The sequence below is a fragment of the Segatella paludivivens DSM 17968 = JCM 13650 genome, assembly GCF_000373185.1.
Taxonomy (GTDB): domain Bacteria; phylum Bacteroidota; class Bacteroidia; order Bacteroidales; family Bacteroidaceae; genus Prevotella; species Prevotella paludivivens.
Window position 1 is genome coordinate 1 of sequence record NZ_KB890684.1, and the last position, 15,122, is coordinate 15,122.

The 15,122-nt window shown below is 33.5% G+C and carries 12 protein-coding genes; 10 read left to right on the top strand and 2 right to left on the bottom strand.

What is annotated here, in order from left to right:
* The first annotated feature begins 59 nt into the window (after positions 1–59).
* Positions 60–167 carry a DUF6486 family protein gene (locus B045_RS15880; protein ID WP_238312045.1) on the top strand — a complete coding sequence of 36 codons (108 nt, stop codon included), beginning with the start codon at positions 60–62 and terminating at the stop codon, positions 165–167.
* Between the two features lie 183 nt (positions 168–350).
* Here the strand turns inward: B045_RS15880 and B045_RS0112300 are convergent, their stop codons facing one another.
* Positions 351–1,220: a hypothetical protein gene (locus B045_RS0112300; protein ID WP_018464562.1), complete on the bottom strand. Its 870-nt coding sequence runs from the start codon at positions 1,218–1,220 to the stop codon at positions 351–353.
* Positions 1,221–1,834: 614 nt separating this feature from the next.
* Between B045_RS0112300 and B045_RS0112305 the strand changes: the two genes are divergently transcribed.
* From B045_RS0112305 to B045_RS15555, 3 genes are all read left to right on the top strand, one after another.
* Entirely contained in the window at positions 1,835–4,015 is a 2,181-nt protein-coding gene (locus B045_RS0112305) for an ATP-dependent nuclease (RefSeq protein ID WP_018464563.1), read from the top strand.
* A 4-nt stretch (positions 4,016–4,019) separates the two neighbouring features.
* Positions 4,020–5,879 carry a UvrD-helicase domain-containing protein gene (locus B045_RS0112310; RefSeq protein ID WP_018464564.1) on the top strand — a complete coding sequence of 620 codons (1,860 nt, stop codon included), beginning with the start codon at positions 4,020–4,022 and terminating at the stop codon, positions 5,877–5,879.
* Between the two features lie 193 nt (positions 5,880–6,072).
* Positions 6,073–7,131: a RipA family octameric membrane protein gene (locus tag B045_RS15555; protein ID WP_018464565.1), complete on the top strand. Its 1,059-nt coding sequence runs from the start codon at positions 6,073–6,075 to the stop codon at positions 7,129–7,131.
* A 151-nt stretch (positions 7,132–7,282) separates the two neighbouring features.
* Here the strand turns inward: B045_RS15555 and B045_RS14710 are convergent, their stop codons facing one another.
* A complete protein-coding gene (locus B045_RS14710) occupies positions 7,283–8,254 on the bottom strand; it encodes a type II toxin-antitoxin system antitoxin SocA domain-containing protein (protein WP_018464566.1) in 972 nt (323 codons plus the stop codon).
* Positions 8,255–8,985: 731 nt separating this feature from the next.
* On the opposite strand from B045_RS14710, the gene B045_RS0112325 reads away from it, so the two are divergent.
* From B045_RS0112325 to B045_RS14715, 6 genes are all read left to right on the top strand, one after another.
* Positions 8,986–9,300, top strand: coding sequence for a type II toxin-antitoxin system RelE/ParE family toxin (locus B045_RS0112325; RefSeq protein ID WP_018464567.1), 315 nt, complete (start codon positions 8,986–8,988; stop codon positions 9,298–9,300).
* A 7-nt stretch (positions 9,301–9,307) separates the two neighbouring features.
* Positions 9,308–9,613, top strand: coding sequence for a HigA family addiction module antitoxin (locus B045_RS0112330; RefSeq protein WP_018464568.1), 306 nt, complete (start codon positions 9,308–9,310; stop codon positions 9,611–9,613).
* 417 nt (positions 9,614–10,030) lie between these two features.
* The gene (locus B045_RS0112335; protein ID WP_018464569.1) at positions 10,031–10,723 is read left to right on the top strand and encodes a response regulator transcription factor; all 693 of its coding nucleotides are present in this window, start codon (positions 10,031–10,033) and stop codon (positions 10,721–10,723) included.
* Positions 10,677–11,771 (top strand): sensor histidine kinase, encoded by a 1,095-nt coding sequence (locus B045_RS0112340; protein ID WP_018464570.1) that lies wholly within the window; start codon positions 10,677–10,679, stop codon positions 11,769–11,771. The genes B045_RS0112335 and B045_RS0112340 overlap by 47 nt, the downstream gene beginning before the upstream one ends.
* Before the next feature lie 77 nt (positions 11,772–11,848).
* On the top strand, positions 11,849–14,239 hold the full coding sequence (locus B045_RS0112345; RefSeq protein WP_018464571.1) for an outer membrane beta-barrel family protein: 2,391 nt from the start codon (positions 11,849–11,851) through the stop codon (positions 14,237–14,239).
* Positions 14,223–15,062: a phosphatase PAP2 family protein gene (locus tag B045_RS14715; RefSeq protein ID WP_238312047.1), complete on the top strand. Its 840-nt coding sequence runs from the start codon at positions 14,223–14,225 to the stop codon at positions 15,060–15,062. The genes B045_RS0112345 and B045_RS14715 overlap by 17 nt, the downstream gene beginning before the upstream one ends.
* The last annotated feature ends 60 nt before the right edge of the window (positions 15,063–15,122 follow it).

A 15,122-nucleotide genomic window follows, 5' to 3' on the forward strand; every position in this document is an offset into this window, starting at 1 on the left:
GCAGCAGAGGGGAATTTGTTTTAACAACACACAAAAACAACGAATTAAAAACAGAAACAATGGATAAGAACAAAGTAAACATTTCATGGATAATCAAGATAGTAATCGCTATCGCTTCCAGTCTTCTAGGGTTGCTCGGAACGCAACAGAGTGAAACACAGGAATAGCTGAATGAGCTATCACGATTTCAACGACTTAATTAAAATCATAACCAACTTAATATGGTTAATCGCAGCGCTCACAGCGCTACTTAGCTGCACGGTATGGATTGCAGGATAATAGGAGAGGGATGCGCTAAAGCGCATCCCTCTCTTTAGTGTTTTATTGTAATACGTGTTTTCTATTTATGTTTATGAATTTGCTTCTCTATATAAAAGCCTACACGAAACTCTTATTGTTAGGTCTCTTAGAAAACAATCAGGCATAGCGTAAGTTTCAGAACTATAATTTTCTTTTCCATCAAAACCAAAGCGAGTTGTACAAGTAGTATCTCCTTTTTTAGCAAGATGCACTTTAAATAAGAATTCTATACTTCTATAATCATAATATCCAAATTCGTTTATTTTACAAGATTCTGGCCTTGTTTTATCAATTAAATCAACATTAAATATTGCACTAACATTTCCCGATTCGTCGATTGTTACAGTCGGACAGAATTTAACCCTTGTTTTTATTTGATCCCAAGCGTCTTTTTTTGTAAATTTCTTTTGAATGATGCTAAGAAGGTATTCCTCTGCAATGATCTTGTAGTAATATCTAGAAGTCTTATCCAAAAGGTCAAAACAACATGTTGGCGTTCTAAATAATTTGTTCTTTTCTTTCTCATTTAGTCCTATTTTCGTTGAATAATTAATTGAACACTCTATAGGAATAAGGTTTATGCTAGAAGCTATACAACGAATAACACAACAAACGGCAGAATATTCAAACTTATATTTATCAACAATATCAGAAATAAGTTGCTCACACTTATCATTCCACCTATCAGCTTTTAACAATATATCAATATCTTCATCAGATATAAATACAGATAGTATATTCTTAACTTGTTTTTTAGTAAAATCTGGCAAAAGATTATCAAAACCATTTTCAGATTCTATCATTCCTATTAATTCCTGAGTCTTGAACAAAGTTAATAATTTTTTTTTAAAATTTTCTTTAGTTTTAGACTCCTCCTTAATATTATTGACCAAACGATTAAGTGCGAATTGTAAATTCATAATTGTATTATTTTTAAATTAAATGATTGCCAAATATAGCGTTTAATTTCAGGATATACAAATTTTATATTATTTTTATTGTAAGTATCCTTTTTAGGACAGTGCAAAACCTCTTATATATTCTCCATAATGCATATTGCTATATCTCTCTGTAATCAGCGAGATATGCGGGAAATATATTTGTGGGTTCTCGCTGATAGATTGAGTAAGTTTGCGTGAATATTCTCTCGCAGATGGCGCAGAGGTCGCAGAGAGAATGAATTAGGCTGCATTATTCCGCAGATTATTGTTGTCTCGCTGATTGAGTATGCTTGCGTGGGTATTTTTCCGCAGATAATGCAGAGAGAAGCAGCAAGGCTGCATTATTACGCAGAGAAAGACATAAGTGGAATAATTTAGTCCTAACTTTTATACCATGTATTGATTTTTTTTGTATTTTTGTCGTCAATAATAATGTTTTATAAATTGAACATTGAAAAATACAAGATCTAATATCGATGAATTTATTCTGAAATACGTGAATTGTAATATGAGATGTAATGGATATATCCGAACTCATGTAATGCTTAATGAAACAAATATAAAATTTTAAATATCACTTTAAAAATATATAGATGAATATTAATAATGTACACATAAGAAATTTTCGAAAGCTTAAAAACTGCCGTATTGATTTCGATAAAAAACAGACTTTACTTGTTGGTGCAAATAATAGTGGAAAAACTTCAGCAATAAGTGCTATTGTATGGTTCCTGTCAGGTGATAATGCAAAGTTCTCTACACGAGAATTTACGCTTACGAATTGGTCTGAAATAAATAAAATAGGTCAAAACTGGGTTGAATCAGATGAGTTGAATGAAGAACAATTAAGACCTGATTTCTGGGATGCATTTTTACCATCGTTAGACGTTTGGTTAGATGTGGAATCAACAGAATCATATCTAGTTAATCACATAATACCATCTTTGGCATGGGATGGTAAAATGGTTGGATGTAGAGCTCGTTTTGAACCTAAGGACATAAAAACTTTGTATTCTGATTATAAAGAAGCTTGTACAAAATTAGCAGAACTTAAAGAAACGGAAGAATGGAAAAAGATACATGATTCTTTAGAACTATATCCTAAAGATCTATATGATTTTCTTTCTCATAGGAATAACTTGCAACGATATTTCAATATAAAATTTTATGTATTGAATTCTGCATTGATACCTACTGACAATGAATTATCTCAAAAAACTCCAGACCTATTCCTTGACGAGAATCCTATTGGTAAATTGATTAAGATAGACTATATTGGGGCTTTAAGGGAATGTTCTGATTCAGAAGGTGCAAAAGACAATGATATTGATACTCTTTCTAAGCAATTACAGCAATATTATAGAGAAAGCAATCAAGATGAAGATATTCCTGAAGCTACTGAATTAAAACTTGTGAGTGAACTTTGTTTGGCAAATAAGTCTTATGATGAAAAATTGAGACAAAGTTTCTCAAGTCCTATTGAAGAACTATCTAATATTAACTATCCTGGATTTCAAAATCCTAATATTGATGTAAGAGGCAAGATAGATATAGGACAAGCTATTAGCCATGAATCAGCAGTTCAATTTTCGCTTCAAGGTAATGATGCTTTAAGTTTGCCAGAAAAATATAATGGAATGGGCTACAGAAATTTAATCTCTATGTATTTCCGTCTTATTCAGTTTAGAGAAAAATGGTTAGAACCTTTACATTCTAGTAAAGGTATTATACCTTGCATCCATTTAGTATTTGTAGAAGAGCCGGAAGCACATTTGCATGCTCAAGCCCAACAAGTGTTTATTAAAAAGGCACTAGATGCTTTGACAAATAATGAGCTAATTAAAGATAATAATAATCTCAAGACACAGTTAGTTATAAGCACCCATTCAAATCATATAGTCAATGAGTTGGATATGAACTGTCTAAGATATTTTAGGCGTATAGTAGATTCAATTATAAAGATCCCTGTTTCTAAGATAGCTAATTTATCGGGGATATTTAAAGGTGAAGATGAAACGAGGAAATTCGTCACAAGATATATTCGACTTACACATTGTGATATATTTTTCGCTGATGCGGTTATCTTGGTTGAAGGCGCCGCAGAAAAGATGCTTATGCCAAAGTTTTTAGAAGATGAAGGTTTTGACAATTATTATATAGCAATAATAGAAGTGAACGGAAGTCATGCTCATCGTTTTAAGGAACTTATTGAAAAACTAGGTATCTATACTCTTATAGTAACAGATATTGATGCAATGAAAAAGTCTGTTAAGGAAAATAAAGAAAAATGGTCATCAGAAATAACAGAAAAAGGTAAGGAGCAACAGACTAATAATGATAGTATAAAAGAATGGTTGGGACTTGCCGATATTGATGACTTGTTAGCTTTGCCGCCAGATAATAAAATTAAATCTAATGTTCGTATCGCATATCAAACAGAAATTCAAATCGAATGGAGTGATGGAAATCAATACATAGTATATCCCTATACTTTTGAAGATGCCTTGATATTCAAAAATTTAGATCTTTTCCGTGGTGAAAAAATAAAAAAGATGGGACCAGCTACGACATTCTATAATGATGTAAAAAATGCAATCACCCCAAAGGAATTGCAACAAAAAATATATAATCAGCTAGCTTCTACAAATTGTAGCAAAGCTGAGTTTGCAAATATCTTACTTTATGAGGATGTTTTTGAAGATCTGAAAACGCCAGATTATATAGCAGAAGGATTAATGTGGTTATCTGAAAAATTGAAAAATAAAAACGAATAATAACATGGTGAATAATGTTGATGAGCATGCTGATGAGCAACTCTATAATTGTGTGCAAAATAGAACCAGTTTCTTTTTGTTTGCAGGTGCAGGTTCTGGGAAAACACAATCATTAATACAGTTGTTGAATAAGACACGTGAAATATGGGGAAAAACATTAATGTCAGAAGGGCGACATGTGGCTGTTATTACATACACAAATGCAGCTACAAATGAAATAATTAATCGACTTAATTATAGTCCTCTGTTTCATGTTTCAACTATTCATAGTTTTGTTTGGGATGTGATAAAGCCATATCAAGAGGATATAAGATATTGGTACATTAAAAACAATAAAGATAAGTTAAACGAATTAGAAATTAAACACGCAAGTTCCAAAAGTACAACGACTAAAACTTATATTTCAGATACTGATAAAATCAATAAAATTCAGAAAAAAATAGAGAAAGCGCCATCAATAAAACAGTTTATATATAATCCTAACGGTAATAATTTGGAGTATAATTCATTAAACCATTCTGACGTTATTACAATTTCATCTCAAATGATTCTTAAGAATGAGATGCTACAAAAAATTATTGCTCAGCAGTATCCCTTTTTGTTTATTGATGAAAGTCAAGACACTAAAAAAGAGTTGATAGATGCTTTCTTTAAGATTCAAGAAAAATTCTCGAGTATTTTTACTTTAGGACTCTTAGGAGACCAAAAACAACGTATTTATATGGATGGCAAGGAAAATCTTGCAAGTATTATTCCACAAGACTGGGAACTTCCTGTAAAACATATGAATTATAGATGTAGCAAGCGTATTGTTACATTAGCTAATAAAATAGGATTAAGAATTGATGCAATGGCTGAACAGGAACCAAAAGATGATGCACCTGAAGGGTGCGTAAGGTTGTTTCTGGTTAATATGACTGAAGGGCAAGATAAAGAATTAATAGAAAAGAATATAAGAGAACAGATGGGGCATTTTACTGAAGATAGTAGCTGGAAAGATCCTGTAAATGATGTGAAAGTATTGACTTTGGAACATCTTATGGCCGCAAAGCGTTTAGGTTTCGCTTCATTATATGAAATACTCTCAAAAGTTAAGAAATATTCCATGACTTTGTTGCAAGGGAAACTTTCTGAATTAGAATTATTCACAAAGCGTATTTTCCCAATCGTTGATTCTGAAAAAGAAAAATCAATAGAAGCGTTGAACATATTAAAGAAGTATTCGCCATTATTATCACGTGAATCAAGAGAAGATGCTTACGGTGATTTGAAAAAATGCCAAGATGCAGTTTGTCGTTTAACGGAATTGATTGACGCTGATGCTAGTATAAGAGAAGTTGTATCATTACTTAAAGAAACTCAATTACTAACTGTTAGTGGTGTAATTTTAAACGCTTTAAATTTGTCTATTCATGAAATTGAAGAGAACGAAGATGATGCTGACGAAGAACTGATGGCATGGGTTAGGTTGATGGAATTGCCAATAAGTGAGATGCGTATGTTAGATAATTATCTTACTCAAAAGACAAACTACGACACTCATCAGGGAGTAAAAGGCTTGGAGTTTGACCGTGTTATGGTGATTATTGATGATTCAGAATCCAAAGGAAAATGGTTTAGCTATGATAAATTGTTTGGAGTAAAAAAAATATCAGAAACCGATAGAAAAAATGAAGAAGAAGGAAAAGAAACCACCGTTGATAGAACCATGAGGCTTTTATATGTTACTTGTACTCGCGCAAAAAAATCACTAGTCTTAGTAATGTATACAACAGATGTAGATATGGTGAAGAGAAATATGATAAACAATGAATGGTTTGAAGAAAATGAGATTATTCCATGGGAAAGCATCACAACTGAATAATAACTTTTTCAGCTAATATACAAGTTCCAAAACAGAAAACTATTGATGATTTAGTGTAAAAAAGTAGCTTATATATTTTTATTGTCAATGCTTTTTTATAAATAAAATGAAAATTATCCCCAATAGAAAATTATACTAAAAATAGTTTGTAGAATAATTTAAATACTATAAACTAATATAGCAAATTCGTGATATGGCAGAAGATAAAAAACAAAATATAAACGAAGTTACTTTAAAAGAACTCAGAGAGGAGTTTTATAAACTAAGAAGTTTTGAAATTTCAAATTTATGGCAAAGATCTATATTTCTATCTGCAATGATAGTCTTATTATTTACTGGATACGGATATATGATATCCGAGATAATTCGTCCACAAGCACAATTGTTGTTGATTAACGAAATATGTTCAGGCATATCTATAATAGGTTTAGTCTTTTCTATTATTTGGGTTATGATGGCAAAAGGTTCTAAAGCTTGGTTTGAAGTTTACGAAAGAAGAATATGCGAAATAGAGAAAGAAAAAGAGTTAAAGATTTGTCAAAAATACGCTATGCAGACAGCAGAGTGTAAACCATGGTCATTAAACAGTAACTTGTTAAATGGATCAGCAGGAGCCTATTCGGTATCTAAATTAAATATTTTTATTGGTCAAATATTAGTACTAATATGGCTGATAGTAATTATAATACATTATGTTGAAATATTTAATATTATGAAACATTTAGAAGTGATAATAAAAATAGGTATATTAAAATCAATTTCTGAATTATATTTATTTTGTTTTGTAATGGTAACTGTTAATTTGAGGGCAAAGAATAGTTTGCTAAGTAAATCGGAAAGAGCCTATTCGAGATTAGAATCAAATGCTCTTATTATATTAGTAATATTGGTGATAGAAATTATGATGGGCAATGATTATATTGGATTAATTAATGTTGTCAAAAATCCATCAAGTTCAATTTATATATTATTATTTTGTTTTGTAATAGTAGTTCTGAATTGTTTGAATAAAAGTACTTTGTTAAGTAAATTGACTGGAGCTTATTCTGTATCAAGATTTAATGCTTTTATTTGTCAAGTATTAGCAATAATATGCGCAATAGACTATAATAATATTGAATTAATTAGTAATGTCCATGATTCACAAGCGATGAATGATATTGTTATATTACAGTTAATTCCTATATTAGTTTTATTTATTTTTGTAACAGCAATTATGAACTGTTGGGCCAAGAGTAATTCATTAGAATAATTTAAGAATATACGGCAAGAAGAAATGTTCATACCACGCTAAATGTTAAAACACAATTATTTCATGAAACGGCCGGATTCTATCGAAAGTATTGATATTTATCACTTGCTTTCATTTTGTACACAGCCCTGATGTGGCTGCTAAATCGTACTCAATTTGAACGCTTCATTATATGAAATGAGATTGTCGCAGTCATGATATTCTTTCCAGCATCTTCTTTGTGACTCATTGCTGAGATCTCAGCTGAAGACATATCTTTGAATTTATCAACGATAATATTCAGTATTCCAATTTTTTGTGGAGTGAGTTCTTCTAAATCTGGTTGCTCAGAAATATGCAATTCTGTTCCACAGACACCTGAATTAAACTCAACTAATTCTGATTCTACACCATCAATTAAACTATACACTCGATCCCATCTTAATGGCACTGGACCATATTGTATTGCTTTGTATGATAAACCAGTAATGCCTTTACCATATTGCTTATATGACAAGAAATCTGTATAGAACAGCAACTTGTTCATCTTCGTGTTAGAGGTGTTGCCGCATTTATCTAATAGATAGAGAATGACATTTTTTAATTTATCATAGGACTGCATGGCATACCCGTTCAACAAACTTCGTGAATTAGCGGAGAAGATCATCTTTTCTTCCATCGTATGTTGGTGATCATCGACGACCTTATTTAAGGACGTAAGAATCTTTTGGTATTCTTTTGGCTCAAATTGATTTTTTGCATTCTCAACGAAGGAACGAAAGACTTCTTTATTCTTTATCAGACTCAATATCTTTCCGTTAGCCTCACTAGGGATATCGCCATTTTCGTATAGGCGATATTGATTATCTCCGAAACCAAGAATAGTAGACATCTTAGATGCCGGTAGGCCATACGACTGTCTTATATTCTGTATTTCGTCAGGAAAAGGAATTCCGTATTTAACTCTATATTGGTTGTAAACCTGAGATAGATTTAGGGTGTCAATTTCAGTCGTTGTAAATCTTTCGTTTGTATCTTCACACAAATAATACAATGAAATATACTGGAATTTCTCTCTGCGAAATTCTAATTCTGCTTTTTCTGTTTTAAGTATAGCGTTTCCTCCTATGAATGGACTTTTCATTGTTTCAATCTTTAAATGGGTATTGCATGTTATGTTCTGCTAAATGGAATGAGATGCAAATTGTTTGGCTATTCTGTAATCTATCATACTTGATTATTTTTGGCAAATGTATGAATAAAGTTGAATATATGCAATTACTATTGGTGATAATTAACTTTAAAGTCGTTTATTCGTTGTGTGAAGGAGTAGAATAACTTCTTACTTTCATAAAAAGGCTGTTGTGCGACTGTTGGGGTTTCTTCTGTGTATATTGATTGAGTACGCTTATGTGAATATTCTCCCGCAGATAACGCAGATAACGCAGAGGAATGCAGCAGGGCTGCATTATTTCGCAGAAAAGACAGTTTGTAGTTAATGTTGTTTTGGGTTTTGTCTGCGTAAATCAGCGAGATCTGCGGGAGACTTCTGGGGTTTGATTGTGCTGATTGATTGAGTACTCTTGCGTGAATATTCTCCCGCAGATCACGCAGATGACGCAGAGGAATGCAGCAGGCTGCATTATATCGCAGAGAAAGACAGATTGGTTATTATGGTTTTGTCGTTTATTGGCGTAAATCAGCGGGAGACATAGGGGGCTCTCAGAGAAGAGACATCAGGAGAAATCAGCGAGAGGCTGCACTAAAAAGAAAAAGAGGGCGTGAAAGGTGTCTTAAATTATTTTAATTAATTCACTTATTTAGTGAATCTCAAATATCTTTTTATTATATTTGTAGCGTAAAGATACCGAAAACATGGAAATAGTATTTGAAAAGGATTATCTGCGCGAACTGTATGAAGAAGGCAAGTGCAAGAATAAAAAGTTTAGATTTCAGCCGCAGGTAGTTAAGAAATATCAGAAGCGAGTGGATACACTTATTGGTGCTATGCGTATAGAAGATCTTTTCGTACTTAATTCTTTGAACTTCGAATCTTTAGAAAACTGTGAAGAATGCTCGATAAGAGTAGATGGCAAATATCGCTTGGAATTCCGAAAAAGAATCAGTGATGGAGAGCAACAGATAACGGTATGTGAATTGACTGATTTGACAAATCATTATAAAAAATAAAGTTACAATGAACGAAATAAAACGATTACCAACTCACCCTGGGGATGTACTCAAAGAAGAACTTGAGAGTAGGGGAATCAGTCAGAAATATTATTCTGAACTGACTGGAGTTTCTTACACCATGCTTAATGAAATATTGAATGGTAAGCGCCCTGTAACTACAGACTTTGCTCTGATTGTAGAAGCTTCGCTGGGTATTAATCCAGAGATGCTTATTAATATGCAAACTCGTTACAATATGGCATTATCTTGTAGAAGTAACAAATTATCTGAACGCCTTGATAATATCAGAAAGATTTGTGCCGTGTTGTAGATGTTCACGCTAATGCCACAGATAGCCCAGAGGCTTCTTATTTGTAGCTATGGTGATTTTGTCCGCATAAATCAGCGTGATCTGTGGGAGACACTGGGGTTTCTTGCTTATAGATTGAGTACGCTTGTGTGAATATTCTCCCGCAGATCTCGCTGAAGAAAACAAAGTGCAGAAAAAGAAAGATGGTTTATAGTTGTAATATTTAAGAAACGTGTGTGAGTCAGAGGTGTCCTATTTGTTTTATTATAACTTTATAAATTGACATCATTATGAGATTGCAGTTGTATATTTCAAATGTATAATGCTAAGAATGTGTTATAAGTTTCTTATATATAAATTGTTTTGTAATTTTTCTAATATTCAGATTTTCTACAAAAATAATAATTATCTTTGCAATTATGTAAATTAACTGCAAAGATGAAAATATTAATAGTAGAAGATGAAAAAGAACTATCAGACAGCATCGTGAGTTATCTTAGTCATGATGACTATCTTTGTGAACAAGCTTTTAGTTTCAATGAAGCATCAATGAAAGTAGGCGTGTATGAATATGACTGCATATTACTTGACTTGATGCTTCCAGGAGGCAATGGCTTGGATATACTACGCAAGCTTAAATCTAAATCACCACAGACTGGTGTTATTATCGTATCTGCAAAAGATTCTCTCGAAGATAAGATTGAGGGACTAAGAATAGGCGCAGATGATTATCTTGCTAAACCTTTCCATTTACCAGAATTAGGCATGAGAGTATTTGCAATTTTGAGACGTAAATGTTTTGATAATGACAATATACTACATAGTGGTAAGCTAAGCATAGATCTCCTAAGCAAATGTGCAAGTGTGAGCGGAGTTATTCTAGACTTGACGAAATCAGAATACGAGTTACTCCTCTTCCTTATAGAAAATCATCACAGGGTAGTGTCAAAGAGCGCACTTGCCGAACATCTTAGCGGTGAAATGGCAGATATGATGGATGACTTTAATTTTGTATATGCTCACATTAAAAATCTTAAGTCAAAACTCTTAGAAGTAGGTCTTACAAATTGTATAAAAACATATTATGGAACAGGTTATAAATGGATTAAAGATGAAGAGTCTGGTAAATAGAACACTGTCTCAGTTTCTGATTTGCGCTGCGGTTTTATTTCTTTTTTCCATCCCATTATTTTATCTTCTCACAAAAGGCTTTTATGCAGAAGACATAACAGATATTTTGAAGTCCATTCATAATGGAAAGTCTATACCCTCTTTAGATTTAGGGAGGGATATAAAGATTGGTATGCTCATACAGTTTTCGTTGATATTTATAATTCTATCAGTATCACTGCTTATCACTATGCGTTTTATTACTCATAATATTTGGCGCCCTTTTGATGATACATTGTATAAAATAGAACAATTTAATCTTGCCCAAAATGAGATACCAGATTTTATGCCTACAAAAATTAAAGAGTTTGAGCAGCTTAATGAGGCTATATATAAACTGATGAAAAGAGACAAGGATAGCTATCGTATACAGAAAGAATTTACAGAGAATGCCTCGCATGAATTACAGACACCTATAGCTATAATATGTAGTAAACTAGATTTGCTTATGCAGGAGAATCTTACTGAGAAGCAAACAAAACTGGTGTCAGGGATTTATGATATAAACACACGTATGAGACATCTTAATCGAAGTCTTTTACTACTTGCGAAAATAGAAAACTCTCAATATAATAATACTGAGAAAATAGATGTTTCTGAATTCGTAAATTCGTCATTAAATATGTTTGAGGCTATTCATGTGAATACTTCAATAAAGCTTATAAATAAGAGTAATCATAAATTAATAATTGTTGCTAACCGTATTTTGTTAGAATGTATGTTTAATAATCTCATTGTCAATTCTATACGTCATAGTATGCCTAAAAATAGAAAAATTGAAATTGAATTGGGAGATAATTACATTTCGGTAAGTAATAATGGTTCAAATAAAGCACTTGATGAAAGCACTCTTTTCCAAAGATTCCATTCTAGTGAGGATAATAAGGAAGGTCACGGTCTTGGACTTTCCATTGTCAAAGCAATTTGTGATTATCATAGGTGGATTATTAATTATTCTTTTTTGTTAGGAAAACATACATTTACTGTTATGTTAAAGAATGAAAAGTAACACATTTGCAATACAAAATTTTAATTCTCTCCTAAATCTGATTGTATTTTTGTCACCGATTAATAAATATAATCGGTATGAAAAAAATAATTTTTATGTTCATTGTGTCGCTTATTGTAGCTGCTACATCAATGGCGGCTGAAAATAATGGCGAAATCTTTGGTCAATTAAAAGTCAGATCAAGCAAGGCTTCTATCGAATATGCCACGGTGAGTATTTACACCACCAGTGGCAATAAAATGCTTTCTGGTACTGTGACAGACTCACTAGGTATGTTCCATTTGGAAAACATCCCTTTTAGGGATAACTGTTATTTATTATGTAGTTACATTGGATTAAAGGATGTAAAATTGCATTTAACCATGACGAAAGAAAAAAAATCTATCGACATGGGGACTATATGGATGGACGAGAATAGTGAGCAATTAGCTGAGGTCGTAGTATCTGGACGCAGACCTGTCTTTGTTCCTAAACTTGATAAAAAAGTCTTTAATGTAGGGCAGGATATCATGAGCAGTTCGGGATCTGTAGGCGATTTGATGCAGAATATACCGTCTGTAGAAGTTGATATGGATGGTGGTGTGAGTCTTCGAGGAAACAGTAATGTCACCATTCTCATCAATGGTAAGCCGTCAACAATGATGAGTAGTAAGGTGCGTTCAAATACACTGCAACAATTACCAGCCAGTACTATTGATCGTATAGAGATTATCACAAATCCTTCAGCACAATATAAGCCCGATGGCAGTGGTGGCATTATCAATATCGTGACAAAGAAAGATGTAAAGGCAGGATTTAATAGTTCTGTGACTGTCAATACTGGTAGCCATGACAGATACAATGCTGGTATCAATATGAATTATACTGTGGGAAAAGTGAATGTATTCGGCGGATATGCCTTTCGTCAGGACCGTTATGATCGCAGTACGTATGATAACAGACAGTCTACCACTAATTATATAGACCAGACCACACTGGGAGTAGGACGACCTGTTTCTCATCTATTTCGATTGGGAGCTGGCATCAATCTCTCAGCCAAAGATTACATAGAAGTAAACGGCAGTTACAATCATCGAAAATTTCTCCGCAACGAAAATATTGAATCTGTCACAGAAGATTTGAATCATAGTCAGACAGACTACTATCATCGCCACAGGGATGCCGATGCCAAAGAAAATATGTGGGAGGGCAATTTTATCTATACCCACAATTACGGCAATGGCAATGAATGGGGCATTAATTATACTTATTCATCGGAAAGCGAAGACGAGATGAACCGGTATTCCACGATACATACAGCAACAACTCAACCTACACTGGACAATATTCATGTATGGGATGCCAACTATCTACATATAGTTAAATTGCATGAACAATACAATCTGTCGGAGACGTGCAAACTGTCTGCCGGCTATGAACTAGAAGCACTGAAAGCTGAGCAGAGTTACCATTCACAAGATTGGGACGGCACGAATTTTGTGACAAATGCAACCGAATCTAGTGATTTTAGGCATTACCGTACAATGCATTCTGTATATGCAACACTCGAAAAAACGTTTGGAAAATGGAGTCTTATGTGGGGCTTGCGTGGAGAATACGCGTTAATAAGCAACAAACTATTATCGCTTGACAGTACGATGACGCAGCATTATATCAATATCTATCCCACCATTCACGCATCATATAAGTTGAATGCTTATCATGATTTACAACTCAGTTACAGTCTACGTGTCAACCGTCCAGAAGGAGAAGACATGAATCCGTTTGCCGAGCGTATCAACCCATTAAGTCTCTCTACAGGAAATCCAAATCTGAAGCCAGAGAAAATACACTCATTGGAAGCAACATGGCTATGGCATAATAACAAAAACTCATCGTTGATGACCACACTCTATTACCGTTATCTGACAAATCAGATTACAAGTGTATCACGCTATATATCAAATGGCGTGTTACTAACGACGAAAGAGAATTTAGAGTCTAGTTACAATTCAGGAATAGAAATGATATGGGACTATTCTGTTGGTCGCTGGATGTCATTCAACTGGAACGTTAACGGATACTATGATCAGATAAACGCTCAAAAATTGGGCTATGGTAGTCATAAGGATACTTTTTCATGGAGTACGCTGCTGAATACTAACTTCATGCCCTTCAGTCATTATATGTTGCAGATTAATACCAGCTATCACTCCAAAACACTAGTGCCACAAGGATATCGCAATGCAGATTTTCGCGTCAATTTAGGGATGAAATATGATATTCCAAGTATCAATCTTTCAATACTTGCTTCTGTGACAGACCTATTTGATACATATCGCAAGGCATACACGCTGGATACGCCAGAACTGAAACAGAAAGTAAACACACGTCGAAATCCACGAATATTTTATATAGGAGCGTCTTATACTTTTGGGAGTAAAGCAAATAAACATAACACAAAACTTGAATATGATGAAAATCTTTAGAATTATTATCATACTATTAGCGTGCCTTCAACAAGAGAATTTGATGGCGCAAAGCACTCTCATTCCAAGCAAGCCTATGGACAAACTGATTCTTGTTAATGATAGTTACGCATGCAAGGATAAATGTATCAATGACACGTCTCGATTCTGTGCGAAGAATTTTTCTCCATACCGTTTTAAATTGAAACAAATCATTATACCCTCTGTATTAATAGGTGTTGGTGTAATAGGACTGAAAAGTGACTGGATGAAATATCAGAACAAAGAAATACGTAATGAATTGCAGGAGAATATTGACAGAAAGATATCAATAGATGATTTCTCCCAATATGTTCCAATTGTATCTGTTTATGGATTGAACTTTTTGGGAATTAAAAGTAAACACAACTTAAGAGACCAAACTATAATTTCTGCGACTGCCTATGCAATAATGGGAGCTACTGTAAATATATTAAAAGTTACCACCAAAGTGGAACGTCCCGATGGTAGTGGCCGAAATTCATTTCCTTCAGGTCATGCAGCTACTGCGTTCTTGGGGGCAGAACTATTGCGAAGAGAATACCAAGATACATCTCCATGGATAGGAGTTGCCGGATATGCTGTTGCAGCAGGTACGGGATTCTTCAGAATGTATAACAACCGCCACTGGTTTACTGATGTGCTGGCAGGTGCGGGTATAGGTATAATGAGTGTTAAAGCTGCATATTGGCTGTATCCAAGCATTGCAAGAATCATTTATCATAAGCATCCTTTAAAAAATGCATATCTTGTACCTTATTATTCCAAGGAGAATAAGGGCCTTGTTTGCTCTATAACATTCTGATTATTTATGCACTTGCATAAAGTTGGCTTAATGAATCACAACAGATTATCGTTTTAGCCT

Excerpts from the sequence above, each read along its gene's own strand:
- B045_RS15880 (WP_238312045.1), top strand. The coding sequence starts at position 60 with ATGGATAAGAACAAAGTAAACATTTCATGGATAATCAAGATAGTAATC.
- B045_RS0112300 (WP_018464562.1), bottom strand. The coding sequence starts at position 1,220 with ATGAATTTACAATTCGCACTTAATCGTTTGGTCAATAATATTAAGGAG.
- B045_RS0112305 (WP_018464563.1), top strand. The coding sequence starts at position 1,835 with ATGAATATTAATAATGTACACATAAGAAATTTTCGAAAGCTTAAAAAC.
- B045_RS0112310 (WP_018464564.1), top strand. The coding sequence starts at position 4,020 with ATGGTGAATAATGTTGATGAGCATGCTGATGAGCAACTCTATAATTGT.
- B045_RS15555 (WP_018464565.1), top strand. The coding sequence starts at position 6,073 with ATGGCAGAAGATAAAAAACAAAATATAAACGAAGTTACTTTAAAAGAA.
- B045_RS14710 (WP_018464566.1), bottom strand. The coding sequence starts at position 8,254 with ATGAAAAGTCCATTCATAGGAGGAAACGCTATACTTAAAACAGAAAAA.
- B045_RS0112325 (WP_018464567.1), top strand. The coding sequence starts at position 8,986 with ATGGAAATAGTATTTGAAAAGGATTATCTGCGCGAACTGTATGAAGAA.
- B045_RS0112330 (WP_018464568.1), top strand. The coding sequence starts at position 9,308 with ATGAACGAAATAAAACGATTACCAACTCACCCTGGGGATGTACTCAAA.
- B045_RS0112335 (WP_018464569.1), top strand. The coding sequence starts at position 10,031 with ATGAAAATATTAATAGTAGAAGATGAAAAAGAACTATCAGACAGCATC.
- B045_RS0112340 (WP_018464570.1), top strand. The coding sequence starts at position 10,677 with ATGGAACAGGTTATAAATGGATTAAAGATGAAGAGTCTGGTAAATAGA.
- B045_RS0112345 (WP_018464571.1), top strand. The coding sequence starts at position 11,849 with ATGAAAAAAATAATTTTTATGTTCATTGTGTCGCTTATTGTAGCTGCT.
- B045_RS14715 (WP_238312047.1), top strand. The coding sequence starts at position 14,223 with ATGATGAAAATCTTTAGAATTATTATCATACTATTAGCGTGCCTTCAA.